General features: G+C 61.5%; 25 protein-coding genes and 1 riboswitch. Of the genes, 20 read left to right on the forward strand and 5 right to left on the reverse strand.

Annotated elements, in window-relative coordinates:
* The first annotated feature begins 29 nt into the window (after positions 1-29).
* From RZS28_RS11535 to mce, 15 genes are all read left to right on the forward strand, one after another.
* The gene (locus RZS28_RS11535) at positions 30-644 is read left to right on the forward strand and encodes an NADH-quinone oxidoreductase subunit C (RefSeq protein ID WP_407337893.1); all 615 of its coding nucleotides are present in this window, start codon (positions 30-32) and stop codon (positions 642-644) included.
* Positions 645-682: 38 nt separating this feature from the next.
* Complete coding sequence (locus RZS28_RS11540) at positions 683-1,873, forward strand: NADH-quinone oxidoreductase subunit D (RefSeq protein ID WP_407337894.1); 1,191 nt, start codon at positions 683-685, stop codon at positions 1,871-1,873.
* A gap of 89 nt (positions 1,874-1,962) precedes the next feature.
* Positions 1,963-2,613: an NADH-quinone oxidoreductase subunit NuoE gene (gene nuoE, locus RZS28_RS11545; protein WP_407337895.1), complete on the forward strand. Its 651-nt coding sequence runs from the start codon at positions 1,963-1,965 to the stop codon at positions 2,611-2,613.
* An 11-nt stretch (positions 2,614-2,624) separates the two neighbouring features.
* A complete protein-coding gene (nuoF, locus tag RZS28_RS11550; protein ID WP_407337896.1) occupies positions 2,625-3,935 on the forward strand; it encodes an NADH-quinone oxidoreductase subunit NuoF in 1,311 nt (436 codons plus the stop codon).
* Positions 3,936-4,023: 88 nt separating this feature from the next.
* The gene (gene nuoG / locus RZS28_RS11555; protein ID WP_407337897.1) at positions 4,024-6,087 is read left to right on the forward strand and encodes an NADH-quinone oxidoreductase subunit NuoG; all 2,064 of its coding nucleotides are present in this window, start codon (positions 4,024-4,026) and stop codon (positions 6,085-6,087) included.
* Positions 6,088-6,093: 6 nt separating this feature from the next.
* Positions 6,094-7,122 carry an NADH-quinone oxidoreductase subunit NuoH gene (gene nuoH, locus RZS28_RS11560; protein WP_407337898.1) on the forward strand — a complete coding sequence of 343 codons (1,029 nt, stop codon included), beginning with the start codon at positions 6,094-6,096 and terminating at the stop codon, positions 7,120-7,122.
* 23 nt (positions 7,123-7,145) lie between these two features.
* The gene (nuoI, locus tag RZS28_RS11565; RefSeq protein WP_407337899.1) at positions 7,146-7,634 is read left to right on the forward strand and encodes an NADH-quinone oxidoreductase subunit NuoI; all 489 of its coding nucleotides are present in this window, start codon (positions 7,146-7,148) and stop codon (positions 7,632-7,634) included.
* Positions 7,635-7,833: 199 nt separating this feature from the next.
* Positions 7,834-8,442, forward strand: coding sequence for an NADH-quinone oxidoreductase subunit J (locus RZS28_RS11570; RefSeq protein ID WP_407337900.1), 609 nt, complete (start codon positions 7,834-7,836; stop codon positions 8,440-8,442).
* A 37-nt stretch (positions 8,443-8,479) separates the two neighbouring features.
* Complete coding sequence (gene nuoK, locus RZS28_RS11575) at positions 8,480-8,788, forward strand: NADH-quinone oxidoreductase subunit NuoK (protein WP_407337901.1); 309 nt, start codon at positions 8,480-8,482, stop codon at positions 8,786-8,788.
* An 8-nt stretch (positions 8,789-8,796) separates the two neighbouring features.
* Complete coding sequence (gene nuoL / locus RZS28_RS11580) at positions 8,797-10,833, forward strand: NADH-quinone oxidoreductase subunit L (RefSeq protein WP_407337902.1); 2,037 nt, start codon at positions 8,797-8,799, stop codon at positions 10,831-10,833.
* Positions 10,833-12,344 carry an NADH-quinone oxidoreductase subunit M gene (locus RZS28_RS11585; protein ID WP_407337903.1) on the forward strand — a complete coding sequence of 504 codons (1,512 nt, stop codon included), beginning with the start codon at positions 10,833-10,835 and terminating at the stop codon, positions 12,342-12,344. Before nuoL ends, RZS28_RS11585 begins: the two co-directional genes overlap by 1 nt.
* Positions 12,345-12,356: 12 nt before the next feature.
* Positions 12,357-13,790: an NADH-quinone oxidoreductase subunit NuoN gene (gene nuoN / locus RZS28_RS11590; RefSeq protein WP_407337904.1), complete on the forward strand. Its 1,434-nt coding sequence runs from the start codon at positions 12,357-12,359 to the stop codon at positions 13,788-13,790.
* Positions 13,791-13,817: 27 nt separating this feature from the next.
* A complete protein-coding gene (locus RZS28_RS11595; RefSeq protein WP_407337905.1) occupies positions 13,818-14,606 on the forward strand; it encodes a biotin--[acetyl-CoA-carboxylase] ligase in 789 nt (262 codons plus the stop codon).
* Positions 14,607-14,647: 41 nt separating this feature from the next.
* Entirely contained in the window at positions 14,648-16,318 is a 1,671-nt protein-coding gene (locus tag RZS28_RS11600; RefSeq protein ID WP_407337906.1) for a ribonuclease J, read from the forward strand.
* A gap of 24 nt (positions 16,319-16,342) precedes the next feature.
* The gene (gene mce, locus RZS28_RS11605; RefSeq protein ID WP_407337907.1) at positions 16,343-16,747 is read left to right on the forward strand and encodes a methylmalonyl-CoA epimerase; all 405 of its coding nucleotides are present in this window, start codon (positions 16,343-16,345) and stop codon (positions 16,745-16,747) included.
* 87 nt (positions 16,748-16,834) lie between these two features.
* Here mce and RZS28_RS11610 read toward each other — a convergent pair whose 3' ends face one another.
* Entirely contained in the window at positions 16,835-17,317 is a 483-nt protein-coding gene (locus RZS28_RS11610; RefSeq protein ID WP_407337908.1) for a gamma-glutamylcyclotransferase family protein, read from the reverse strand.
* Positions 17,318-17,675: 358 nt separating this feature from the next.
* On the opposite strand from RZS28_RS11610, the gene RZS28_RS11615 reads away from it, so the two are divergent.
* The 5 genes from RZS28_RS11615 to RZS28_RS11635 all read left to right on the forward strand — a co-directional run bounded on the left by RZS28_RS11615 (position 17,676) and on the right by RZS28_RS11635 (position 21,732).
* Positions 17,676-17,861 (forward strand): hypothetical protein, encoded by a 186-nt coding sequence (locus RZS28_RS11615; protein ID WP_407337909.1) that lies wholly within the window; start codon positions 17,676-17,678, stop codon positions 17,859-17,861.
* Between the two features lie 89 nt (positions 17,862-17,950).
* Positions 17,951-18,141: riboswitch (cobalamin riboswitch) on the forward strand.
* A 107-nt stretch (positions 18,142-18,248) separates the two neighbouring features.
* Positions 18,249-20,201, forward strand: coding sequence for a TonB-dependent receptor plug domain-containing protein (locus RZS28_RS11620; RefSeq protein ID WP_407337910.1), 1,953 nt, complete (start codon positions 18,249-18,251; stop codon positions 20,199-20,201).
* Positions 20,202-20,215: 14 nt separating this feature from the next.
* Positions 20,216-20,803 carry a hypothetical protein gene (locus tag RZS28_RS11625; RefSeq protein ID WP_407337911.1) on the forward strand — a complete coding sequence of 196 codons (588 nt, stop codon included), beginning with the start codon at positions 20,216-20,218 and terminating at the stop codon, positions 20,801-20,803.
* Positions 20,804-20,846: 43 nt separating this feature from the next.
* Positions 20,847-21,461, forward strand: a complete 615-nt coding sequence (locus RZS28_RS11630; RefSeq protein ID WP_407337912.1) for a hypothetical protein — start codon at positions 20,847-20,849, stop codon at positions 21,459-21,461.
* Entirely contained in the window at positions 21,406-21,732 is a 327-nt protein-coding gene (locus RZS28_RS11635) for a hypothetical protein (RefSeq protein ID WP_407337913.1), read from the forward strand. The genes RZS28_RS11630 and RZS28_RS11635 overlap by 56 nt, the downstream gene beginning before the upstream one ends.
* A gap of 15 nt (positions 21,733-21,747) precedes the next feature.
* On the opposite strand, the gene ald is transcribed toward RZS28_RS11635, so the two are convergent.
* The 4 genes from ald to coaBC form a co-directional block, all read right to left on the reverse strand.
* Positions 21,748-22,866: an alanine dehydrogenase gene (gene ald, locus RZS28_RS11640; RefSeq protein WP_407337914.1), complete on the reverse strand. Its 1,119-nt coding sequence runs from the start codon at positions 22,864-22,866 to the stop codon at positions 21,748-21,750.
* A 126-nt stretch (positions 22,867-22,992) separates the two neighbouring features.
* Positions 22,993-23,382: an RrF2 family transcriptional regulator gene (locus RZS28_RS11645; protein WP_407337915.1), complete on the reverse strand. Its 390-nt coding sequence runs from the start codon at positions 23,380-23,382 to the stop codon at positions 22,993-22,995.
* 57 nt (positions 23,383-23,439) lie between these two features.
* Entirely contained in the window at positions 23,440-23,928 is a 489-nt protein-coding gene (gene dut / locus RZS28_RS11650) for a dUTP diphosphatase (RefSeq protein ID WP_407337916.1), read from the reverse strand.
* Positions 23,925-25,187: a bifunctional phosphopantothenoylcysteine decarboxylase/phosphopantothenate--cysteine ligase CoaBC gene (coaBC, locus tag RZS28_RS11655; protein WP_407337917.1), complete on the reverse strand. Its 1,263-nt coding sequence runs from the start codon at positions 25,185-25,187 to the stop codon at positions 23,925-23,927. Before coaBC ends, dut begins: the two co-directional genes overlap by 4 nt.
* Positions 25,188-25,237: the final 50 nt, after the last annotated feature.

The raw sequence follows: 25,237 nt of genomic DNA on the forward strand, positions 1-25,237 counted from the left end.
AGGCCGGCCGGCGAAGTGGAAGGGTTGAGATGGACAGCGACCTGAAGCAACTGGGCGATGCGATCGCGGCGGCTTTGCCGGGCGCGGTCAGCGCGGTTTCGACCGCGTTTGGCGAACTCACCTTGACGGTCGAGTCGGCTCGTCTGATCGAGGCCGTTAGCTATCTCCGCGACGATCCGACTTGCCTCTTCATATCTTTCATCGATCTCACCGCCGTCGACTATCCCGTGCGCGAAAAGCGCTTCGACGTCGTCACACATCTTCTGTCGCCGAAGCACAATCGCCGCATCCGCGTCAAGGTCGCGGCCGACGAGGAAACGCCGGTCCCTTCGCTTTCGGGTCTCTATCCGGCCGCCAATTGGTTCGAGCGCGAGGCCTATGATCTTTTCGGCGTTCTTTTCTCGGGCCACCCTGATTTGCGGCGCCTGTTGACGGATTATGGGTTCGACGGACATCCTCTGCGCAAGGATTTTCCGATGACCGGCTATGTCGAGGTTCGCTACGACGACGAGCAGAAGCGCGTCGTCTACGAGCCGGTTCAGCTTTCCCAGGAATTTCGCAGTTTCGATTTCCTCTCGCCTTGGGAGGGCGCGATCGACTATGTCCTGCCCGGCGACGAGAAGGCCAAGAACAATCCGCATTGAATCGCCCGCATTGACCAAGGCAGATTGAAGTCCGTCTCATGAGCGACAACCCCGTCCGCAATTTCACGATCAATTTTGGCCCGCAGCATCCGGCGGCGCATGGCGTCTTGCGGCTCGTCCTCGAGCTCGACGGCGAAGTCGTCGAGCGCGTCGATCCGCATATTGGCCTGCTTCATCGCGGCACCGAAAAGCTGATGGAGGCCCGCACCTATCTTCAGAATGTGCCCTATTTCGACCGGCTCGATTATGTCGCGCCGATGAACCAGGAGCATGCCTTCTGTCTCGCGATCGAAAAATTGCTCGGGCTTGAAGTGCCGCGGCGCGGCCAGTTGCTGCGCGTGCTCTTTTGCGAAATTGGGCGCATTCTTTCGCATCTTCTCAATATCACCACGCAAGCGTTGGACGTCGGCGCCTTGACGCCGCCGGTTTGGGGCTTCGAGGAGCGCGAGAAGCTCATGGTCTTCTATGAGCGCGCTTCCGGCGCACGGCTGCATGCGAATTATTTTCGCCCCGGCGGCGTGCATCTCGACATTCCGAAGCAGCTCATCGACGATATCTACGCTTGGTGCGATCCTTTCCTGAAAACCTGCGACGATCTGCAGGCGCTGTTCATCGACAATCGCATTTTCAAGCAGCGCAATGTCGACATCGGAATCGTCAGCCTCGAAGATTGCTGGCGCTGGGGCTTTTCCGGCGTGATGGTGCGCGGCTCCGGCGCGGCCTGGGACCTGCGCAAGGCGCAGCCCTATGAATGTTACGAGGAGATGGATTTCGACATTCCGATTGGCCGCCATGGCGACAATTACGACCGCCAGGTCATTCGCATGGAGGAGATGCGCCAGTCCGTCCGCATCATGAAGCAGTGCATCGAGAAGCTGTCGACCAGGGACGGCCAGGGCCCTGTCGCCGCCAAGCACGGCAAGGTCGTGCCGCCGTCCCGCGCAGAGATGAAGCGCTCGATGGAGGCGCTCATCCAGCACTTCAAGCTCTACACGGAAGGCTTTCATGTCCCGGCCGGCGAGGTCTATAGCGCGGTCGAGGCGCCCAAGGGCGAGTTCGGCGTCTATCTCGTCTCCGACGGCACCGACAAGCCCTATCGCTGCAAGATCAGGGCGCCGGGCTTCGCCCATCTCGCGGCGATGGATTTCCTTTGCCGCAAGTCGATGCTGGCCGACGTCAGCGCCATCCTCGGCTCCATCGACATCGTTTTCGGCGAGGTGGACCGGTGAGGCCGCTATCTCTTGCGCTTGGGGGCGGCGCGGCGCGCGGTCCCGACGCGTCCTCGCCGCGCAATGCGATTTAGTGGGGTAAAGCATCCATGTCCGTCCGCCGGCTCGCCGATCAGCAACCCTCCTCCTTCGCTTTCACGCCAGAGAACGAGGCGTTCGCCGAAGAAGTTTTGAAGAAATACCCGGAAGACCGGCAGGCTTCCGCGGTCATCTCCCTTTTGTGGCAGGCGCAAAAGCAGAATGAGTATTGGCTGCCGAAGCCGGCGATCGAGGCGGTCGCGAACAGGCTTGGCATGCCCTATATCCGCGTGCTCGAGGTCGCGACTTTCTACACGATGTTCAACCTCGCGCCGGTCGGGAAGTTCTACGTGCAGCTTTGCGGCACTACGCCCTGTCTGCTCGCCGGCTCCGACGAGATCAAGGCGGTCTTGCGCCGGCGTGTGGGTGAAGAGGCTCAAGTGACGGCGGACGGCAATTTCTCCTGGCGGGAGGTCGAATGTCTCGGCGCCTGCTGCAATGCGCCGATGGTCCAGATCAATGATGATTATTATGAGGATCTGACGCCGGAGAATTTTGAGAAATTGCTCGACGATCTCGCCGCCGGCCGACAGGTGAAGACCGGCTCGCAGACCGGCCGCGTCAGCTCGGAGCCGGCGGGAAGGTTGACGTCGTTGACCTCGCTCTATGGCGCCGACGGGCGCAGCGGCCCGCTGAGCTCGCCCAATCTCAAGCAATCGTAAGGCCGAAAAAGATGCTCGAGGACAAAGACCGCATCTTCACGAATCTCTACGGCTTCGGCGATTGGGGCCTTAAAGGCGCCCTCGCGCGCGGCGCCTGGGACAATACGAAGAAGCTGATCGACAAGGGCAAGGACTGGATCATCGCCGAGATGAAGGCGTCGGGCTTGCGCGGGCGCGGCGGCGCCGGCTTCCCGACCGGGCTCAAATGGTCTTTCATGCCCAAGGCCGATCCGACGCGCCCTTCCTATCTTGTCGTCAATGCGGATGAATCCGAGCCTGGCACGTGCAAGGACCGGGAGATCATGCGCAATGATCCGCATCTTCTGATCGAGGGCTGTTTCGTCGCGTGTTTCGCGATGGAGGCGCATGCCTGCTACATCTATATCCGGGGCGAATATATCCTCGAGCGGGAGCGCCTCGAGGCTGCGATCCAGCAGGCCTACGCCGCGAAGCTCGTCGGCGAGAATAATATCCACGGCTGGCCGTTCGACATCTACGTGCACCATGGCGCGGGCGCTTACATTTGCGGCGAGGAGACCGCCCTTCTCGAGTCGCTCGAAGGCAAGAAAGGAATGCCGCGGCTGAAGCCGCCGTTCCCGGCCAATATGGGCCTCTACGGCTGCCCGACGACGGTGAACAATGTCGAATCGATCGCCGTCGCGCCGACGATCCTCCGGCGCGGCGCCGCCTGGTTCGCCGGCTTCGGCGCGAAGAACAATAGCGGCACCAAGCTTTTCTGCATCTCGGGCCATGTCAACAAGCCTTGCAATGTCGAAGAGGCCATGTCGATTCCCTTCCGGGAGCTGATCGACAAGCATTGCGGCGGCGTTCGAGGCGGCTCCGACAATCTTCTCGCCGTGATCCCCGGCGGCTCCTCGGTGCCTCTTGTTCCTGCGCATGAGATCATCGACGCGGCGATGGATTTCGACACTTTGCGCGATCTTAAATCCGGTCTCGGCACGGCCGCCGTGATCGTGATGGATAAATCGACCGATATCGTTCGCGCGATCGCAAGGCTCAGCTATTTCTACAAGCATGAGAGCTGCGGCCAATGCACCCCCTGTCGCGAGGGCACCGGCTGGCTTTGGCGCGTCGTCTCCCGCATGGCCGAGGGCCGCGCCCATAAGCGCGAGATCGACCTGCTGCTGGAAGTCACGACCCAGATCGAAGGCCATACGATCTGCGCGCTCGGCGACGCGGCCGCATGGCCGGTGCAGGGCCTCATCCGGCATTTCCGTCATGAGATCGAAAGGCGCATCGACGAATATGCCGCAAATCCGCATCCGGAGCCGGTCACTGGTTTCGGCGTCGCGGCTGAATAGGGGGCTCGATGGCGGACGCGCCCGAAAATCTCATCTTCGAATATTTGCGGCGTCTTGATCTCCTCAAATGTCGCACTGAGGAAATGGCATGAGCAGACTCATCGTTGACGGCGTAGAGGTCGACGTTCCTCCCGAATATACGCTGCTGCAGGCCTGCGAAGAGGCAGGCGCAGAGATACCGCGCTTTTGCTTTCATGAGCGGCTGTCGATCGCCGGCAACTGCCGCATGTGCCTTGTCGAAGTGAAGGGCGGCCCGCCCAAGCCTTCGGCGTCCTGCGCCGTGGCCGTGCGCGATCTGCGCCCCGGGCCCAATGGCGAACCGCCTGTCGTTCTCACCAAATCGCCGATGGTGAAAAAGGCGCGCGAAGGGGTGATGGAGTTCCTGCTCATCAATCACCCTCTCGATTGCCCGATCTGCGATCAGGGCGGCGAATGCGATCTGCAGGATCAGGCGATCGCCTTCGGCTTCGATTCCTCGCGCTACGCCGAGAACAAGCGCGCGGTCGAGGACAAATATATCGGGCCGCTCGTGCGCACCTCGATGAACCGCTGCATCCATTGCACCCGCTGCGTGCGCTTCACGGCGGAAGTCGCCGGCACCGGCGATCTCGGCGCGATCGGACGCGGCGAGGACATGGAGATCACGACCTATCTCGAAACGGCGATGAGTTCGGAGCTGCAAGGCAATGTCGCCGATCTCTGCCCGGTCGGCGCGCTTCTGCCCAAGCCCTATTCCTTCAAGGCGCGGCCGTGGGAGCTCGTCAAGACCGAGTCGATCGACGTCATGGACGCCCTTGGCTCGGCGATCCGCATCGACACGCGCGGACGCGAGGTGATGCGGATCCTGCCGCGCATTAATGATTCCGTGAACGAGGAGTGGATTTCCGACAAGGCTCGCCAGATCGTCGATGGCCTGAAAACGAAGCGCCTGGACCGCCCTTATGTGCGCGAAAACGGCAAATTGCGCGTAGCCTCCTGGCAGGAAGCCTTCGCCCTGATCGCCGCCAAGGTCAAAGCAACGTCGCCCGAGCGGATTGGCGCAATCGCCGGCGATCTTTGCGCCGTCGAAGAGATGTTCGCCTTGCAGTCCTTGCTTGAAAAGCTGGACGCCCATTCTCTCGACTGCCGCCAGGATGGCGCGAAGCTCGATCCGAGGTTCGGCCGCGCGAGCTATATATTCAACCCGACGATCGCCGGCATAGATCAAGCGGACGGCTTGATCATCATAGGCTCCAATCCGCGCCGGGAGGCGCCGGTGCTGAATGCGCGGATCCGCAAGCGCTGGCTTAGAGGCGGCTTCCCGATTGGCGTCATCGGCGAAAGGGCTGATCTAACTTACGACTATAATTATCTTGGAGCCGGCCCGGAGACGCTTGCGAATCTCGTCGAGCATCCGTCAGCCAAGATGGAGAAACCGCTCTTCTTGGTCGGGCAGGGCGCTCTGGCGCGCGACGATGGATTCGCCATATTCGCGCTCGCGGTTAAGGCGGCGGTTTCGCTCGGCGGCGTCAAGGACGGCTGGAACGGTCTGTCGGTCCTGCACACGGCGGCGTCTCGCGTTGGCGGACTCGATCTCGGCTTCGCGCCGCGCCAGGGCGGCCTCGACGCTCAGGCCATGGCGAAGAGCGGCGCGCTCGACGTTCTCTTCAATCTCGGGGCCGACGAGATCGCCATCGAACCCGGCGCCTTCGTGATCTATCAAGGGACCCATGGCGACCGCGGCGCCGCCCGCGCCGACGTCATCCTGCCGGGCGCGACCTACACCGAGAAATCCGGCACTTACGTCAATACGGAGGGGCGCGTGCAATTGGCGGATCGCGCCAATTTTCCGCCCGGCGACGCGCGCGAGGATTGGGCGATCCTGCGCGCCCTATCCGATGTGCTCGGGCAAAGATTGCCGTTCGATTCACTGAAAGGCTTGCGGGCGCGCCTCTACGCAGCGCATCCGCATTTCGCAAAGCTCGATCAGATCGCAGCCGGCGACGCCTTGGATGCGGAGAAGCTCATTGCGAGCGGCGCAACGCAAAATAGCGCGCCCTTCGTTTCGCCGGTCGCCGATTTCTATTTGACCAACCCGATCGCGCGCGCCTCCGCGGTGATGGCGGAATGCTCGGCGCTCGCTCTCGATCTCGCGCGACAGGCGGCGGAGTAGAAGCCCATGACTCTTATTGCTTGGATGGGGCCTTTGCTTCTCACGGTCGTGAAGAGCGTCGCCTTGCTCGTCATCCTTCTGATCTTTATCGCCTATGTCCTCTATGCCGATCGCAAGATCTGGGCGGCGGTTCAATTGCGGCGCGGCCCGAATGTGGTCGGTCCCTGGGGGCTTTTTCAAAGCTTCGCGGACATGCTCAAGTTCGTCTGCAAGGAGCCGGTGATACCGGACGGCGCGAACAAAGGCGTGTTTCTGCTCGCCCCCTTCGTCATGGGCATGCTCTCGCTTGCCGCCTGGGCCGTCATACCCATAAGCGACGGCTGGGCGATCGCCGACATCAATGTCGGCATTCTTTATATTTTCGCGATTTCTTCGCTCAGCGTCTATGGGATCATCATGGGCGGCTGGGCTTCGAATTCGAAATATCCGTTTCTTTCCGCGCTGCGCTCGGCGGCGCAGATGATTTCCTATGAAGTCTCGATCGGCTTCGTCATCATCACCGTATTGCTCTGCGCCGGCAGCCTCAATCTCGGCGATATCGTGAATGCGCAGGACACGCGCTTCGGGCTTCTCGGCTGGTACTGGCTGCCGCTGTTCCCGATGTTCGTCATTTTCTTCATTTCGGCTCTTGCCGAGACGAACCGCCCGCCGTTCGATCTCGTCGAGGCCGAGTCGGAGCTCGTCGCAGGCTTCATGGTCGAATATTCGTCAACGCCCTACATGCTTTTCATGCTCGCCGAATATGTGGCGATCATCACCATGTGCGCGCTGACGACGATCCTGTTTCTCGGCGGCTGGCTCTCGCCGCTTCCCTATTGGCCTTTCACCGAGGTCCCTGGAGCCATCTGGTTTATTTTGAAGGTTTCAGCGGTTTTCTTCATGTTCGCCATGGTGAAAGCCTTTGTGCCGCGGTATCGCTACGACCAGCTCATGCGGCTCGGCTGGAAGGTGTTTTTGCCGATTTCCCTCGTCATGGTGATCCTCGTCGCCGGTGTTCTCGAGATCACCGGATGGGGCGCGGGCATGGCGCAATGACGTCGGCTTCCGAGGACTAGACCATGAAACTCGACCAGTCAGCCAAGGCGGTTTTTCTGACGGAATTCGTCGGAGCTTTCGTGCTTTCCATGCGCTATTTCTTCAAGCCGAAGCCGACGCTGAATTATCCGCATGAGAAAAACCCGCAGTCGCCGCGTTATCGCGGCGAACATGCCCTGCGCCGTTATCCCAATGGCGAGGAGCGCTGCATCGCCTGCAAGCTCTGCGAGGCGATCTGTCCGGCTCAGGCGATCACGATCGAAGCGGGACCACGCCGCAATGACGGCACCCGCCGCACCACGCGTTACGACATTGACATGGTCAAGTGCATCTACTGCGGATTCTGTCAGGAGGCCTGTCCGGTCGACGCCATCGTCGAAGGGCCGAATGCGGAATTCGCCGTCGAGACTCGCGAGGAGCTCTATTACGATAAGAACCGGCTCCTCGAGAACGGGGCGCGATGGGAGCGCGAGATCGCCCGCAACATCGCGCTCGATGCGCCTTACCGGTGAGCGCCTCTCCTCCGATATCCTCGATCGGCTATCCGCTTTCCGCATGGCGCGGTCCGGCCGTCGATGCGCTGCGGCTTTGCGCCTCGCATGGGCATAGAACGGCTGGCCGATTGATCGGTCAAGCTGCGAGCGAAAGACGGAACCATTTTACCTGGCCGCTCTCAATAAGAGAGGGACGCACCACCGACGGGGTTAGGCGATGAATGTTGCGGCGCTGTTCTTCTATCTGTTTTCAGCGGTCATGATCGCTGCCGCCTTCATGGTGATTTCGTCGCGCAATCCCGTGCATTCCGTGCTCTTTCTGATCCTCGCCTTTTTCAATGCGGCGGGATTGTTTCTCCTGCTCGGCGCGGAATTTCTGGCGATGATTCTCGTCGTCGTCTATGTCGGTGCGGTGGCCGTCCTGTTTCTCTTCGTCGTCATGATGCTCGACGTCGATTTCGCCGAGTTCAAGCAAGGGTTTCTGCAATATTTGCCGATCGGCGGAACGATCGGGATCGTGGTCCTTGTCGAGCTCGTCCTGGTCGTCGGCGCCTGGTCGCTTGGATCGGCCTCGATCGCGAATGTCACCACGCCTATTCCGCCCGGCATGACGAACACCCTGGCGCTCGGCCGCGTCTTGTATACGCAATATGTCTATCTGTTCCAGGCGGCGGGGCTCATTTTGCTGACCGCCATGATCGGCGCCATCGTCTTGACGTTGCGCCACAAGGTCGGCGTGAAGCGCCAGAATGTCGCGATCCAGAACGCGCGGACCCCCGCTGAGGCCGTCGAAATCCGCAAAGTCGCGTCGAGGCAGGGCGTTTGAGGCGGGCGTTGCAACGCGCCGTCGCGAGGAGAAGATAATGACGATCTCGCTTACCCAATTTCTGGTCGTCGCGGCCATCCTGTTCACGCTCGGCGTCGCCGGCATCATCCTGAACCGCAAGAATATCATTGTGGTCCTGATGTCGGTCGAGCTGATCCTTCTTTCGGTCAACATCAACCTCGTCGCCTTCTCGGCCTTTCTCGGGGACCTCACCGGTCAGGTCTTCGCGCTGTTCATCCTGACCGTCGCCGCGGCCGAAGCGGCGATCGGGCTCGCCATTCTCGTCACCTATTATCGCAACCGCGGCTCCATCGCGGTCGAAGACATCAACATGATGAAGGGTTGAGCCTGACCATGTATGCGGCAATTGTCTTCCTTCCGCTTTTGGGGTTTCTGATCGCCGGCCTTTTTGGCTGGAAGATCGGCGCCCGCGTCTCCGAGATCGTCACGACGGGCCTGCTCTTCGTATCCGCGGCGCTGTCATGGATCGTCTTCGTCAATGTCGCGCTCGGAGAAGGACCGGCGAGCGTCTCGTTGCTCGGCAATTGGTTCACCTCGGGCGCGGTGAAGGTCGACTGGTCGCTCAAGATCGACAGTTTGACCGCGGTCATGCTTGTCGTCGTCACCACGGTTTCGTCGCTCGTGCATTTCTATTCGATCGGTTATATGCACGAAGACCCGTCGCGGCCGCGCTTCTTCGCCTATCTTTCGCTTTTCACCTTTGCCATGCTGATGCTGGTGACGGCCGACAATCTGGTGCAGTTGTTTTTCGGCTGGGAGGGCGTCGGCCTCGCGTCCTATCTTCTGATCGGCTTCTGGTACGAAAAGCCTTCGGCCAACGCCGCCGCGATCAAGGCTTTCGTGGTCAATCGAATCGGCGATTTCGGCTTCGCGCTTGGCATTTTCTTGGTTTTCGTTCTCACCAGCTCGATCAGCTTCGAGCAGATTTTCGCCGCCGCGCCCGGTCTTGCGCATAAGACGATCCATGTGTTCAGCGGCGATTTTGACGCACTGACGATTACCTGCCTGCTTCTCTTCATGGGCGCCATGGGCAAATCGGCGCAATTCCTTTTGCACACCTGGCTGCCCGACGCGATGGAAGGCCCGACGCCGGTTTCGGCCCTTATTCATGCGGCGACCATGGTGACGGCCGGCGTCTTTTTGGTCGCGAGGCTTTCGCCGCTCTTTGAACAAGCGCCGGCGGCGCTGACTTTCGTGACCATCATCGGCGGGACGACGGCTTTCTTCGCCGCGACGATCGGCCTCGTCCAAAACGACATCAAGAGAGTCATCGCCTATTCGACCTGCTCGCAGCTCGGCTACATGTTCGTCGGCCTTGGCGTCGGCGGCTATTCGCTCGGCATCTTCCATCTCTTCACGCACGCCTTCTTCAAGGCGCTCTTGTTCCTCGGCGCCGGATCGGTGATCCACGCGATGCATCATGAGCAGGACATGCGCAATATGGGCGGCCTGTGGCGGAAAATTCCGTTCACCTTCGCCATGATGACGATCGGCACATTGGCGCTGACCGGCTTTCCCTATACCGCCGGCTATTTCTCCAAGGATGCGATCATCGAAGCGGCTTTCGCCTCGCATCACAAGGGCGCGCTCTACGGCTTCCTGATGACGACGGTGGCTGCGGGCCTGACCTCCTTCTATTCCTGGCGCCTTGTCTTCCTGACCTTCTTCGGCAAGCCAGTCTGGGCCGCCGGCGCCGCGCATTCCGCGCCTGCGACAGACCATTCCGCTTCAGGTCATGGATCCGATCCGCATCATCATGATGAGCATGATCACGACGCGCATGGACACGGAGCGCATGATCTCAATCCGCATGAATCGCCTTTCGTCATGCTGCTTCCTTTGCTCGTTCTGGCGATCGGCGCCTTGTTCGCCGGCTTCTGGTTTCACCACGACTTTATCGGCGAGGGCGCCGCGGAGTTTTGGAAGGGCGCGCTCTATCTTGGGCCGGACAATCATATTCTTGAGGAAAGGGAAGACATTCCGCGCCTTGTCGCACAGGTCCCGACAATTCTGATGGGCGTTGGATTCGTCGTCGCGCTTTACTTTTACATTCTCGCTCCGAAGACGCCTGCGTGGCTGGCGCGGCATGCGCACCATCTCTATGAGTTTCTCCTCAATAAATGGTACTTCGACGAGCTCTATGACTTCCTCTTCGTGCGTCCGGCGTTCTGGCTTGGCCGCTTCTTCTGGAAGGAGGGCGACGGCGCCGTCATCGATCGACTGGGGCCGGATGGGGTGGCCGCGCGCGTCGTCGACGTGACCGGCCGGGTCGTCAAGCTGCAGAGCGGTTACATTTACCAATACGCTTTCGCGATGCTCATCGGCCTCGCCGCCGTCATTACATGGTTTCTGGTCGGGGGAGTGCGCTGATGTTTGGGTTCGGCATTCTGTCCTGCCTCGTCTTCCTGCCTCTCGTCGGCGCGGGATTCATCCTGGCTTTGCGGGGCGATGATGAAGCCACGCTGAATAATGCGCGCTGGGCGGCGCTGGCGACGACAGTGATCGTTTTTCTCCTGTCGCTCTATGTCTACGCCAAGTTCGATCCGGCGTCGGCGGATTTCCAGCTTGTCGAAGAGAAAGGCTGGTTCGGCTCGGGCCTCGTCTACAAGCTCGGCGTTGACGGCCTGTCCTTGCCCTTCGTTCTTCTGACCACCTTCTTGATGCCCTTCGCAATCGCCGCGTCCTGGCGATCGATCACCTATCGCGTCAAGGAATATATGGTCGCCTTTCTCGTCCTTGAGACTTTGATGGTCGGCGTTTTTTGCGCGCTCGACGTCGTGCTGTTCTATCTCTTCTTCGAGGGCGGCCTCATTCCGATGTTCCTCATCATCGGAATTTGGGGCGGCCGGAGGCGAGTCTACGCGAGCTTCAAGTTCTTTCTCTATACGCTCGCCGGCTCGCTGCTCATGCTCCTTGCGATCATGGCGATGTATGGCGTCGCCGGAACGACCGACATCGTCGTTTTGTTGAAGACGAGCTTCCCCTTGTCCATGCAGAAATGGCTGTGGCTGGCGTTCTTCGCGTCGCTGGCGGTCAAGATGCCGATGTGGCCGGTCCACACCTGGCTGCCCGACGCCCATGTCGAGGCGCCCACCGCAGGTTCGGTCATCCTCGCCGCCATCCTGCTCAAAATGGGCGGCTATGGCTTCATTCGTTTTTCCTTGCCGATGTTCCCGGACGCCTCGGCCTATTTCGCCCCACTCGTCTACGCGCTGTCGATCATCGCGATCATCTACACCTCGCTCGTCGCGCTGGTGCAGGAGGATATGAAGAAGCTCATCGCCTATTCGTCGGTGGCGCATATGGGCTTCGTGACCATGGGCCTCTTCAGCATGACAGAGCAGGGCGTGCAGGGCGCTGTGTTTCAGATGATCTCGCACGGGCTTGTGTCCGGGGCGTTGTTCCTTTGCGTTGGCGTCGTGTATGACCGCATGCATACGCGCGAGATTGCGGCCTATGGCGGCCTCGTCGCCCGCATGCCGCTCTACGCCGCGGCCTTCATGATTTTCACGCTAGCGAATGTCGGCCTGCCCGGGACCTCGGGCTTCATCGGCGAGTTCCTCACGCTGATCGGCGCATTCCGGGTCAATAGCTGGGTCGCCTTCTTTGCGACGACAGGCGTCATCTTGTCGGCGGCCTATGCGCTTTACCTTTATCGCCGCATCATTTTCGGGGTCCTCGACAAGCCCAGCCTGGCGACGATCCTTGATCTGTCAGGGCGCGAAGTCGCGCTGCTTGCGCCGCTGGTCGCCTTGACCATCTATTACGGCTTTCACCCGCAGCCAATTCTGGATAGCTCCGTCGCTTCCATTGAGGCGCTCATCAAAGGCTACGACCAGGCGCTGGCGGTAACCAAAACCGCCGCGCTGGCTTTGCACTAAGGGCTGATTAGAATGGCGCCGCTTTCCTTTTCCATCGCGCATTCCTTGCCGGAAGTCATTCTGGCGCTCGGAGCGCTCTTTCTGGTCCTTTTCGGCGCGATCCGAGGCAAGGAGTCGGATGGGCCGACGACTGAGATTGCAGTGGGGCTGCTCGGCGCGGCGATCCTCGCCATCCTGCTCGGGGCCAAGACCGAGGCCGTGGTCTTTGACGGCGCCTTCATCGACGACGGGTTCGGCCGCTTCATGAAAGTGCTGACGCTTCTCGGATCGCTCGTCACCCTGATCATGGGGCAGGATTTTCTTGAGCGCGAGAAGATCGCCAAATTCGAATTTCCGATCCTGATCCTTCTGTCCACGCTCGGCATGCTGATGCTGATTTCGGCGACGAGCCTCATCGCCCTCTATCTCGGGCTGGAATTGATGTCGCTCTCCCTCTATGTGATCGCCGCCTTCAAACGCGACGACCTCAGGGCTTCGGAGGCCGGCCTCAAATATTTCGTCCTGGGCGCACTCTCATCGGGCATGCTCCTCTATGGGGCCTCGCTGCTTTACGGTTTCGCCGGAACGGTGTCGTTTGCCGGCATTGCCGAGGCTGTGCACGGCAAAGCTTCGCTCGGCGTCATCTTCGGCCTCGTGTTCCTGATGACGGGCCTCGCGTTCAAGATGTCGGCGGTGCCGTTCCACATGTGGACGCCGGACGTTTATGAGGGTGCCCCGACGCCGGTCACAGCCTTCTTCGCCTCCGCCGCGAAAATGGCCGCCGTCGCCATCACGGTGCGCGTCATCATGACCGCCTTTCCGGGCGTCACCGCGCAATGGCGGCAGATCATCATTTTCATTTCGATCCTGTCGATGGCCCTCGGCGCTTTCGCCGCCATCGGTCAAGCCAACATCAAACGCCTGATGGCCTATTCCGCGATCGGCCATATCGGCTTCGCCTTGGTTGGCCTGGCGGCGGCCACTGAAGCCGGCGTCGCTGCGGTATTGGTCTATATGGCGATCTATCTCGTCATGACGCTTGGAACCTTCGCCGCCATCCTCTCGATGCGCGTCGGCGGGGAAAGCGTCGAGAAGATCAGCGATCTGTCCGGACTCGCGAGGACCGATGGAGTCACTGCCTTTTTTCTTGCGATGATGATGTTTTCCCTCGCGGGCATTCCGCCGCTCGCGGGCTTTTTCGCCAAATGGTATGTGTTCAACGCCGCGATCCAGGCGCAGCTCTACCCCCTCGCCGTCATCGGCGTTTTGTCGAGCGCAGTCGCCGCATATTACTATCTGCGGATTGTCAAGGTCATGTATTTCGACGAGCCGGCGCCGGCTTTCGACAAACCCGCTCCGGCATTGCGCGTTGTGCTTGCAGTGACGGGCCTACTTGTGCTGTTCTTCTTCGCTTACCCGGGCCTTTTCATCGACGCCACGACGGCGGCGGCGAAGTCCTTGTTTTGAGTTTACCCCAAAGGTGGTTTCGCCCTGTTGCGTCTTGCCGGATCGGCCCACGATAAAGGCTTTCGACTTGCCCGCCATGGCCGGCTCGTTTCGACCAATGACGAGGCGTTGACGCGCGCCAAGTCCGGTGATCCGGGGCGTCTATGGATCATCGCGGAGTCGCAAAGCGGCGGCAGGGGCCGCAATGGCCGCGTTTGGTCGTCGCCGCCGGGCAATCTCTATGCGAGCCTTCTTCTGATCGATCCGGCGCCGCCGCGCCGGGCTCCCGAGCTTGGCTTTGTCGCCGGCATCGCCCTTGCTTTGGCGTTGCGCGGCGTTTTGTCGGGCGACCATCGGCTCGCGATCAAATGGCCGAATGACATTCTCCATGACGGCGCCAAGCTCGGGGGAATTCTCCTGGAGGCGACGTCGCTGTCGGATGGGCGCTTCGCCTGCGTCGCTGGAATTGGCATAAATTGCCGCAGCCATCCCCAAGACACGCTTTATCCGGCGACAAATCTCGCCGCCGTCACTGGTGGCGCAGTTACTGCCGAGCTCGTGTTCGAACGTCTTTCGACGGCAATGGCCGAGTGGCTCGAGGTCTGGGCCGCGGGCAATGGTTTCGAGATGATCCGGGCCGAATGGCTTTCGCTCGCCGCCGGTCTCGGCGGAAGGATCAGCGTGTCGCGGGCCGGGCAATCGATCGAAGGCGTGTTCAAAACGATCGACCCCACAGGGCGGCTCATTGTCGAACAGGCGTCCGGGGAAGCAGCTATCGAGGCGGGCGACGTGTTTTTGCTCGCGCAACCGGCCGGCGCAATCGCGGCGCTTCAATAATGCGACTGGCGACGGCGGTTTTCGAGGAAAGGTCTTGAGAGATGAATGAGGGAAGTGACGAGCTCGTCTTCGTGCCGCTCGGAGGCCTAGGCGAGATCGGCATGAACCTCGCCCTTTACGGCTATGGCCGCAAGGGAGCCAAGAAATGGCTGATGGTCGATTGCGGCGTGGCTTTCGCCGGGCCGGATCTTGCCGGGATCGATCTCATCGTCCCGGATATATCCTTTGTCGATAAGATAAAGCAGGATCTGGTCGGGCTCATCATCACACATGCGCATGAGGATCACATCGGCGCCGTCGCCGATCTCTGGCCGCGGTTTGGGTGCCGGCTCTACGCCACGCGTTTCGCCGCCGAGCTTCTTGAAGCAAAACGCCTTGCTGAGCCGGGCGCGCCGGACGTCCCGATAGAAATCGTCGCGCAAGGCGCGACAATTGCGCTTGAGCCTTTTCGCGTCGAATTCGTCGCCGTCGCGCATTCGATCCCGGAGAGCTGCGCGCTCGCGATCAAAACCCCGCTTGGCGCGGTCCTGCATTCGGGCGATTGGAAAATCGACGCCGAGCCTGGCCTCGGCAAGCCAACCGATGCGACGCGCCTACAAGCGATCGGGGCGGAGGGCGTTCTCGCTCTTGTCTGTGATTCGACGAATATTTTGCGCGAGGGCTTGAGCCCATCGGAAGGCGATGTCGGCAAGACCTTGCGCGAGATCGTGCTGAAGGCTCCGGGGCGGGTTGTCGTCACCACTTTCGCCTCCAATGTCGCCCGCATCCGCGCCGTCGCAGAAGCCGCCATGGCGGCGCAGCGCAATGTCGTGCTGGTCGGGCGCGCGATGGAGCGGGTCGTCGCGGTCGCGCGCGAATGCGGCTATCTTGAAGGCATAGCCGATTTTTTTTCCGTCGACGCCTTCCCGCATTTGCCGCGCGACAAGGTGGTCGTGCTGGCGACCGGAAGCCAGGGCGAGAGCCGCGCGGCGATCGCCCGCCTCTCGGAGGGCGAGCATCCCGTGGTGACCCTCAGCCCCGGCGACAAGGTCATTTTCTCCTCGCGAACGATCCCCGGCAATGAAAGGGACGTCGGCCGCATCATCAACAATCTCATTCGGTCGGGCGTGGACGTCATCACCGACCGCGCCGCCCTCGTGCATGCCTCGGGTCATCCGCGCCGAGGCGAAGTCGCCCAGTTTTACGCCTGGACGAAGCCCAAGATCGCAATCCCGGCGCATGGCGAAGAAATCCATTTGACGGAACATGCGGCCTTCGCCAAACAGCAGGGCGTCGAGCATGTCGTCAAGGCGCGCAACGGCGACATTGTCTTGCTTGCGCCGGGGCAGCCCGGCGTGATTGGCACAGTTCCGAGCGGGCGTCTGTGCAAGGACGGCAATTCGCTCATCCCGGCCGGCGACGAAACCGTCCGGGCGCGTCGGAGGCTCGCCGAGTCAGGGATTGTCACGATCGCCTTGGCGGTGAACGCGAAGGGAGATCTCGCCGGCGTGCCGGATGTCATGACGGCTGGGATGCCGGCACGGACGCGCGATGGCGCCGCGATGGACGCCATCGTGGACGACGCGCTTTTCCAAACTTTCGACCACCTGCCTCGACAAAAGCGGCGCGATGCCGATATCGTTTCGACCGCAGTTGAAAAAGCCGTGCGCAATGCGGTTGCGGCGGCCTGGGGCAAGCGCCCTTCGGTGCATGTCTTGGTGGTCGAGGTTTGATCGAGGCGCAAAGGGAAAACGCGCGTGATCGGACGGTTGAACCATGTCGCCATCGCGGTGACGGATCTTGCCGCTGCAAGCGCGATCTATCGCGACGCTTTGGGGGCGAAGGTCAGTCCTCCGACGGCCTTGCCCGAGCATGGGGTTACGGTTGTCTTCGTCGAGCTTCCAAACGCGAAGATAGAGCTCATCGAACCGCTTGGCGCGCATTCCCCGATCGCCGGTTTCGTCGCGAAACATCCAGGCGGCGCGATCCATCATCTTTGCTTTGAGGTGGACGACATCGTTGTCGCGCGCGAGCGCCTGAAGCAATGCGGCGCGCATGTTCTCGACGATGGGAACCCGAAAATCGGCGCGCATGGCAAGCCGGTTCTTTTTCTGAACCCCAAGGATTTCGCCGGCGCTTTGATCGAACTCGAGCAGAGTTGAGCCGGCGGCGAGCATGATTCACGGGGGGCGTTGCGGAAAAGTCATTGTTGATCAACGTGTTAATTCACCAATTAAATTTTGTCGTATCTAATAGTGTGAATTTAAATAATCTCCTGGTCCGGCTTCGTTACGCGTCGCCCTTCGGGCGGTTTTGGCCAGAGATTCGAGAGAAGCGATATAGGCCCGCGGCATAGTCCAGGCATTGGCGGCGCAGACGATGGAGTCCATATAGCCGGGCAGAGGACGGCCGGCTCCGCTGCTTCGCCCGACATAGACGAGCGCCCGGACGGGGCCGCCGCTCGCGCGAAGGACCGGCTGGGTGATTTTTCTGTAGAGCCCGCGCTCGGTCTCCTCGTAGCGATCGAGTGGACCTATATCCGATAAGGCGAGTCGGTAGAGAACGCCGTGAACCTCCGCGTTCCGGTCGAGGACGATCGAGGCGAAGCCTTCCGCCATGATGAAGAAGCGATGGCCGGCGAGACGCGCGCGTCCAAGCGCATGCGCATTCGGACAACGCTTGCCCATCGCAGCCGCATCCATGTTCGAACCATAGGCAAAATAGAGCGGCATGACGGTGGGGGCTTCAAGTCTTGGCGAAGGCGCTTTCGTCCGATGCGGACGGCCTGATCCTGGACCATGGCAAAGGATAAGAGCAAGCAAACAAGAGGCGCTTCAAGTCCTGCGTCAGTCCGAGCGCGGGGAACGAATCAAAGTCCATGCCGTTGACGCTGCAGCGGTCAACTCCGCCAACCGGAAATCGCTAAAAAAATGCTTGTGCAAAAGATTCAATCGCGCCGCGTGTTCTACGCATAAATGGTTGATTATTGCGCCGCATCATGGCATTCCTGGTTGTACTCTCAATAGTTGTATGAAGGTCATAATGCTCTCCGACTTGATCCGACGCCATGCCGCCTCGAGGGCTGCGATTATGGCCGACGCGGACTGGCTGATAGCGAGGTTCAACGACCAAGCTTATTATGAGGCGCGTGACCGAGTTAAGGGCCGCTGCGTCGACGGGGCCAGATCGTCGCGGCATTGGACCAACGTCAAGCATGAGATCGCCAAGCGGCAGGGGCGCGTGATCGGGCTCGCCGGCGCAGATCTATGGGCCTGACGAAATTTGCTGGACGGTGAGGGAGGCGGTCGCGTCGGCTTCGAACAAAGGATTTGCCGACCTGCGACTTGACCTTCCGACGCGGATGATGGCATCTTACATGCGATGGTTTCTTTCGGGGATCAAAAGGGAACACGGTGCGGCCTTCCGCTAATACCGTGGCTGTCCCCGCAACTGTAAGCGGCGAGCCGCGCGCCAATCAAGCCACTGGGAAACCGGGAAGGCGGCGCAAGGCAGTGACCCGCGAGCCAGGAGACCTGCCATCAGCCGTGGTCACGCGCGAACACATTGGGCGGGGTGTCTCAATGGGGACTAGGACTCTCGCCTGATTTCGGCGGCGCCTGGGCTTTGGTTCGCGGTGACGCGCCACGTTGCTGCGAGCTCATCATGCCATCCCCTTCTTCGCTATCGAACGCGCGTCAGCGCGCGCTTATTCCCTGCTTTTCGCTCATCGTTCTTTCCGTCGGCGCGCCCTGCGCCTACGCTGACGATTCGGCGGCGCAATCCGTAGAGCTTCCGCAAATTGTCGTCGGCGCGACCCGTTTGCCGACGCCTGAGTCCGAGCTTGGGACCAGCGTCACAGTTATCACGGCAGACGAAATCGCCGCCAAGCAGCAACGCACGCTGCCTGACGCGCTTATGGATGCGCCGGGCCTGAACGTCGTGCAAACCGGCGGGCCGGGCGGCCTCACCTCGGTCTTCATCCGCGGCGCCAATTCGAATCAGACCAAGGTTTTCATCGACGGAATCGATGTCAGCGATCCGAGTTCGCCGAACGGCGCCTTCGATTTCGCTCACGTCCTTAACTTCGATCTCGGCGGCATCGAGGTGCTGCGCGGGCCGCAAAGCGGGCTTTACGGCTCCGACGCGATCGGCGGCGTCATCAACATCGCCACGGAAAAAGGCCAGGGACCGATGCGGGCGACCGCAAATGTCGAAGGCGGCTCGTTTGGGACCTTCAATCAAACCGCCAAAGTCTCGGGCTCGGACGATTGGCTGAGCTACTTCTTCGGCTTCGGGCATTTCCAGACGGACGATACGCCCGTCACCCCGCCGGCGCTCGTTCCGATCGGTCGCGCCATCAATCCCAACTTCTATGACAACCGGACCTTTTCCTTTCGCATCGGTGCGCAGCTCGCCGACCAGCTCGATGTGGGGCTGACAAGCCGCTACATCGAAACCACTCTTCTCTCGACGAGCGATGATTTCCTCGGACCGGAATCGCTGCTGAGTCGTATTGGAAGCGATCAATCATTCAGCAGGGCCTTTGTCCATACGACGCTTTTCGACGGGCGCTTGGATCAAACGCTCGGCCTCGCCTACACGCATTACGACCGGAGCTATCTCGACCCCAACTTTATCCCTCTTGTTCCCAGCTTTTACGAGGGCTCGCGCATCAAGGTCGACTATCAGGGCAATCTCCGCCTCATCGAGGGCGAAACTCTGGTCGTTGGCGCCGAGCGCGAAGTGGACCGGCTCGTCAACAGCAATCCCCTTTGGGCGGTGAATGGCGATACGGCTGGCTTCGCGGAGCTCCAATCCAACATTGGTGGGCGGCTGTTCAACGCGGCGAGCGTCCGCTACGACGCCAATGATCAGTTCGGCGGCGCTACGACCTTCCGCATCGCGCCGGCGCTTCTCATTCTGGAAACGGGAACCAAGCTCAAGGGCAGCGTCGGCACAGGATTCAAGGCGCCGACCCTCGATGAACTCTACGACAATTATCCGGCCTACGGCTTCTTCGCCAATCCGAATCTTCAGCCCGAAACCAGCATCGGTTATGATGCGGGCTTCGAACAAACCTTGTTGCCGGATCGGATCTCGTTCGGCGCGACCTATTTCGCCAATGACATCAAAAACCTCATCAACATAAACGACACCGCCACGTCTTACGTGAACATCGGCCGCGCTAGGACCTTCGGGCTCGAAAGCTTCATGAGCCTTACGCCATGGAATGGCTTTTCCGTTCGCGCCGATTATACTTACACGGTCGCCAAGGATGAGACGACGCAATTGGATCTTTTACGGCGGCCGCGCGACAAGCTCAGCATCAGCGCAACGCTCCAGGCGACGCCAGCTTTGCTGCTGTCGGCGACCTTCGTCTACACAGGCCCATGGGCCGACGCCAATCGTGCGGGGACGGCCACAAATCTTATTGCGCCTGGCTACACGCTGCTTAATCTTGCCGCGACCTATGATTTCGGACATGGCCTATCTGGTTTCGCGCGCGTCCTGAATGCGCTCGACGACCGCTACCAGAATCCTTTGGGATTTGAACAGCCGGGGCTTGGCGTTTTTGGCGGCGTCAAGCTCGCCTTCGGCCCGGACGGTCTGCTGTGACAAGCAACAATGACTTGATTGCCAAAGCTGTACACGGACTGCGCCGAGCGGTCGATGTCGATGGCTCGTCCGTCGACATCTTCCCCTTGCCGACGGATGAGGAGACGCTCGAAGCCCTGTTGCGCGAATTGTTCGAGACCCACTGGCGCGAGATCACCTTTGGCCCGATCATCCAAGGCGCGGCCTATGAATTCAAGGCGCCGGCGCCGCCGACCTATATAGGCATGTTCGACGGCTATCTGACGATCGCCTTCGGCGCGTCGCATTTTCACATTTGCATTGGCGCGCACAAAGGCGCGCCTGGCAATCCCGTATCGCCGGCGCTCGCGCGGCATCGGCGGTCCGCGCGGGCCGAGCTTTATCGCCGCCTCGATCGAACCGGCGCCCCGGTCTCATGGGGCCTGCGTCTTTTCAACGGCGAGGGCGAGCAGCAAATCATGATCCTTCTTCCAAATCCGTTCCTGGATCCGGAGAGCGACAAGGTCCTGAAAGCGCCGGAATGGGAGCGTCTCGCCCTTTGGAACAAGCTCCGGGCGCGGTGGCTCGGGCTCAACGAACCGGATCCATTCGACCGATCAGGCAAGGGCTTCCGTCATGACTAGATTCGCCGCTAAAAGAGATTCAGCTTCGAAAAGGAGAACGCCGATGCATGCCCTATCTCAAAGGATGGCCCTTGGCTGGCGACGCTCGATCTGGATCGCTTTGCTGGTGGCAGCCAGCATCGCCTTTACGCTTGGCTTCGCTTGCGCGACCCCTTTCGCAGCTTTCGCCGCGGCGGCGGCTTTGACCATGACCCGCCGCAATGCTTTGTTCCTCGTGGGTCTTGTCTGGCTCGCCAACCAAGGCGTAGGGTTTGGCGTGCTGCATTATCCATGGACGGCGGATTGCCTCGCCTGGGGCTTTGGTCTCGGCGTTGTTGCGCTGCTTTCGACTTTGGCTGCGGAATTCGGCGCGAAACACTTTATCGCCGCGGACCGCACTGTCGCTTCGACCGCAGCGTTCCTCTCCGCTTTTGCTCTCCATGAGGGCCTTCTTTTCATGGCCTCAATCATCTTCCAAAGCGGCGTCGAGGCCTATGCCCCAGCGATCGTCGGGCGGATCTTCGCGATCAACGCCGTCGCTTTCCTCGGCCTCCTCGTTGTGAGCAGATCTCATCGAATTCAACCGGTCCTGGGCGAAGAACGCTTCGGTTCTGGCTGTCCTCGTGTCGAAAAAGACCTTTCTGCCGCCGGGCAAGACAGAGCTGGTTCTTTCGCATAGCCATTCACTCGACGCTGGCGTGGCCTGGGGATATCTCGCTCTGCAGGCGTCGCATCTGGGCTATGCGGCGCACGGAATGACCGGATTTGACATTCCACGCGCTGCGAAGGAATTGCGCGCGCCGGACGACTATAGGGTGGAGATGGCCTTCGCACTTGGCCGCGTCGGCGACAAATCGATCCTTCCCGAAGCGTTGCGCGCGCGGGGGGAGCCGAACGGGCGCAACCCGCAAAGCGATTTCGTGTTCGAGGGGGAGTTTCCGGCCGGCTGACGCCATCGCCTCTGCTCAAGCCGCGAGCGCAGCCTCGGGGGCCTTGACGCTGAGGCCGAGGCTCGCGGCGACTGCCGCGTGGGTGACGTGGCCACGATGGACATTGAGCCCGCAGCGCAGGCCCGGATTGCTGGCGATCGCCTCGAGGCCGCCGGCGGCGAGCGCCAGCCCATAGGGGAGCGTCGCGTGGTTCAGCGCATGGCTCGACGTGAAGGGCACGGCGCCCGGCATGTTGGCGACGCAATAATGCACGACCCCATCGATCATGAATGTTGGGTTGGCGTGGGTGGTCGGATGCGAACTTTCGAAGCAGCCGCCTTGATCGATCGAAACGTCTACGAGGACCGCGCCCAGCTTCATGCGCTTCAACATCGGTCGGGTGACGAGCTTCGGCGCGCTGGCGCCGGGGATCAGAACCGCGCCGATGACGGCGTCGGCGGCGAACGCCTCTTCCTCGATTGCGGCCGCGGAGGCGAAGCGGGTCTTGGCGCGGCCCTGGAACAAGTCGTCGAGTTGGCGCAGGCGCGCGAGCGACCGATCCAAAATCGTGACGTCGGCGCCGAGGCCAACCGCCATGCGCGCCGCCTGGGTCCCAACGACGCCGCCGCCGAGGATCACGACCCGAGCAGGGGGAACCCCAGGGACGCCGCCGAGAAGGACGCCGCGGCCGCCATGATGGCGCTGGAGCGACGCCCCGGCCGCCTCGATCGCCAGGCGTCCGGCGACTTCGCTCATCGGCGCGAGAAGCGGCAGGCTGACGCCGTCCGGCCCAGTCACGGTCTCATAAGCGACGGCGGTGCAGCCGGATGCGAGAAGACCTTTGGTCTGCTCGGGATCGGCCGCGAGATGGAGATAGGCGAAGAGAATCTGATTCGCGCGCAAAAGCCGCCATTCGCTGCATTGCGGCTCTTTCACCTTCACGATCATCTGTGAGTTCGCGAAGACCTCGGCCGCGGCGTCGGCGATGGCGGCTCCGGCCGATCGATAGGTTTGGTCCGAGGCGTTGATTCCGTCGCCAGCGCCGGTTTCCACGATGACCTCATGGCCCGCCGCGACGAATTCTCGCACCGCATCGGGAGTAAGCCCCACCCGGTATTCGTTGACCTTGATTTCCTTCGGAACGCCGATCCGCATCCGTCGCACTCCGCCGCCGCGATTCGCTAAAGCATATGCAAGCGAAGTGGATACGAGTGCGCAACAATACAATGCGGCGGCGGAAAAACCGGATCCGCATGATCGGCCTTGGTCTGGAAAAACGCCTCAAATCGTGAAGTCCGGGCCAAAGGCGGACTCATCGCATAATTTCAGCTCTTCCGCGCGGCGGCAGATGTCGTCGATCGTGATGGTCTCGAGTTCGTTGAGAAAGGCGGCGCCCGCGGATTCGACCATGGGCGCGACGACTTGGGCGACGAGCCGGCAGGCGGGCGTCGCCTCGGATTCGGCGGCGGTCTCGCTCAGGACCGCCCGCAAGACCGCGGTCACAGTGATCCGGCGGCGTTCGCGGGCCAATTCATAGCCGCCGCGCGGCCCGCGCAGCCCTTTCAGGATATTGGCGCGCACCAGGGCTTGCAGCAAGGTTTCGAGATGGCGGGGCGGCAGGCTCGAGCCGCGCCGCCAGCGCCTTGGCGGCGACTGGGGTCGGTCGCGCATGGATGGCGATGTCGACGACCGCCGCGAGGGCCAAAAGGCTGCGTCGCGAGAGAAGGTTCACCGCCGCCCCTCCTCCTCCTCGTCGGCCAGTTGGCCGGTTGAGCCAAAGCCGCCGCCGCCTCGCGCGGTCGTGGTTAATTCCTGCGCCTCGAAGAGCGCCGCCCGCGCGAAAGGCGCGACCACGAGCTGCGCGATCCGAGCGCCGCGGATGATCTCGAAGGGCTCATCGCCCAGATTGATCAGGAGGACGCCAACCTCGCCCCGATAGTCGCAGTCGATCGTGCCGGGCGCATTCAGGACGGTGACGCCGGTCTGGCGCGCAAGCCCCGAACGCGGCCGGATCTGAGCCTCGTAATTTTGCGGAATTTCAAGCGCGACGCCAGTTGGAACGAGATGCCTGCGGCCGGGTGCAAGCACGAGCTTCTCGCCCGGCGCTATGGCGGCGAGAAGATCCAATCCGGCCGCGCCTTCCGACTGATAGGCGGGCAGGGGCAATCCGATCCCGTGCGGAAGACGTCTGACGGCTATCGCCAGCGCGGCGCTCATCGGCGCGCTCCATTGAGCATTCCGGCGAGTTTCGTCATGAGACGGCTCGCGACCTCATCCTTGTTCAGATCCGGCCAGGACTCCTTGCCGGCTTTCGTCATGAGGGTCACTTCATTGCGGTCTCCGCCCAGGACTCCCGCAGCGGCGCCCACATCATTGGCGATGATGATATCACAACTTTTGCGCGCGAGCTTTTCTTGCGCATGGTCGAAAAGCTTCTCGGTCTCAGCCGCAAAGCCGACGACGAGCGCCGGGCGGCCCGTCGAACGTCTCGCGACCGTCGCCAATATGTCCGGGTTCTCGACAAGCGCGAGGGACGGCGCTCCGTTCGCGCCTTTCTTGATCTTCTCCGTGGCAATGTCAGCGGCGCGCCAATCGGCGACCGCCGCGGCGGCTATGAAAATATCGGCCGGCAGCGCCGCCTCGACCGCCTGCAGCATCTCTCGCGCCGTCTCGACGTGAACCGTCTTCACCCCAAAAGGATCCGCCAGCGCAACCGGCCCCGTCACGAGCGTCACATCGGCTCCCGAGGCGCGGGCGGCTTTCGCGATCGCATGTCCCTGTTTGCCGGACGACCGATTGGCGATGTAGCGCACCGGGTCGATCGGCTCATGCGTCGGCCCGGAGGTGACCAGCACCCGCTTTCCGGCGAGTTGGCTGGGCAATCCATTTGTGTCCGAAAAACTTGTAGACAAAGGAATTGCGGTGTCTTGCGCTAGCGCCGTCTCGATCGCGGCGACGATGGCTAGCGGCTCGCTCATCCGTCCCGGCCCATATTCGCCGCAGGCCATCTCGCCATTCTCCGGGCCGACGAAGAGCACGCCATCCTGGCGCAAGGTCGCGACATTGCGAATAGTCGCCTTGTTGAGCCACATGCGGAGGTTCATCGCCGGCGCGACGAGGATTTTCTTGTCTGTGGCGAGGAGAAGCGTCGAGGCGAGATCGTTGGCGAGGCCATTGGCCATTTTGGCGAGGAGATCGGCCGTGGCCGGGGCGACGACGACGAGGTCGGCGTCGCGGGACAGTTCGATATGGCCCATCTCGGCCTCGTCCGTCAGCGAGAACAGATCGTTGAAAACCTTGTCGGCGGTTAGGCTCGCGACCGAAAGCGGCGTCACGAACTGGGCAGCCGCCGCCGTCATGACCGCGCGCACGCTCATGCCTCGCTCGCGCAGACGGCGAACAAGGTCGAGCGTCTTATAGGCCGCTATGCCGCCGCCGATGATGATGAGGATGCGTTTTGCCGAGTTCACGGTCATGTCGGTCGCGCCTTCGAGTCGCGCCGCCCATCCGCGCCATCCGTCCGCGC

Origin of the sequence: Methylocapsa polymorpha (assembly GCF_045689225.1) — a bacterium.
Lineage (GTDB): Bacteria > Pseudomonadota > Alphaproteobacteria > Rhizobiales > Beijerinckiaceae > Methylocapsa > Methylocapsa polymorpha.

Coding starts and splice junctions, on each gene's coding strand:
- ald (WP_407337914.1), bottom strand. CDS start 22,866: ATGCGGATCGGCGTTCCGAAGGAAATCAAGGTCAACGAATACCGGGTG.
- RZS28_RS11535 (WP_407337893.1), top strand. CDS start 30: ATGGACAGCGACCTGAAGCAACTGGGCGATGCGATCGCGGCGGCTTTG.
- RZS28_RS11600 (WP_407337906.1), top strand. CDS start 14,648: ATGAATGAGGGAAGTGACGAGCTCGTCTTCGTGCCGCTCGGAGGCCTA.
- nuoF (WP_407337896.1), top strand. CDS start 2,625: ATGCTCGAGGACAAAGACCGCATCTTCACGAATCTCTACGGCTTCGGC.
- nuoH (WP_407337898.1), top strand. CDS start 6,094: ATGACTCTTATTGCTTGGATGGGGCCTTTGCTTCTCACGGTCGTGAAG.
- coaBC (WP_407337917.1), bottom strand. CDS start 25,187: ATGACCGTGAACTCGGCAAAACGCATCCTCATCATCATCGGCGGCGGC.
- nuoL (WP_407337902.1), top strand. CDS start 8,797: ATGTATGCGGCAATTGTCTTCCTTCCGCTTTTGGGGTTTCTGATCGCC.
- RZS28_RS11645 (WP_407337915.1), bottom strand. CDS start 23,382: ATGCGCGACCGACCCCAGTCGCCGCCAAGGCGCTGGCGGCGCGGCTCG.
- RZS28_RS11570 (WP_407337900.1), top strand. CDS start 7,834: ATGAATGTTGCGGCGCTGTTCTTCTATCTGTTTTCAGCGGTCATGATC.
- RZS28_RS11540 (WP_407337894.1), top strand. CDS start 683: ATGAGCGACAACCCCGTCCGCAATTTCACGATCAATTTTGGCCCGCAG.
- RZS28_RS11620 (WP_407337910.1), top strand. CDS start 18,249: ATGCCATCCCCTTCTTCGCTATCGAACGCGCGTCAGCGCGCGCTTATT.
- RZS28_RS11615 (WP_407337909.1), top strand. CDS start 17,676: ATGGCCGACGCGGACTGGCTGATAGCGAGGTTCAACGACCAAGCTTAT.
- nuoN (WP_407337904.1), top strand. CDS start 12,357: ATGGCGCCGCTTTCCTTTTCCATCGCGCATTCCTTGCCGGAAGTCATT.
- RZS28_RS11610 (WP_407337908.1), bottom strand. CDS start 17,317: ATGCCGCTCTATTTTGCCTATGGTTCGAACATGGATGCGGCTGCGATG.
- nuoI (WP_407337899.1), top strand. CDS start 7,146: ATGAAACTCGACCAGTCAGCCAAGGCGGTTTTTCTGACGGAATTCGTC.
- nuoE (WP_407337895.1), top strand. CDS start 1,963: ATGTCCGTCCGCCGGCTCGCCGATCAGCAACCCTCCTCCTTCGCTTTC.
- nuoG (WP_407337897.1), top strand. CDS start 4,024: ATGAGCAGACTCATCGTTGACGGCGTAGAGGTCGACGTTCCTCCCGAA.
- nuoK (WP_407337901.1), top strand. CDS start 8,480: ATGACGATCTCGCTTACCCAATTTCTGGTCGTCGCGGCCATCCTGTTC.
- RZS28_RS11630 (WP_407337912.1), top strand. CDS start 20,847: ATGCATGCCCTATCTCAAAGGATGGCCCTTGGCTGGCGACGCTCGATC.
- RZS28_RS11585 (WP_407337903.1), top strand. CDS start 10,833: ATGTTTGGGTTCGGCATTCTGTCCTGCCTCGTCTTCCTGCCTCTCGTC.
- dut (WP_407337916.1), bottom strand. CDS start 23,928: ATGAGCGCCGCGCTGGCGATAGCCGTCAGACGTCTTCCGCACGGGATC.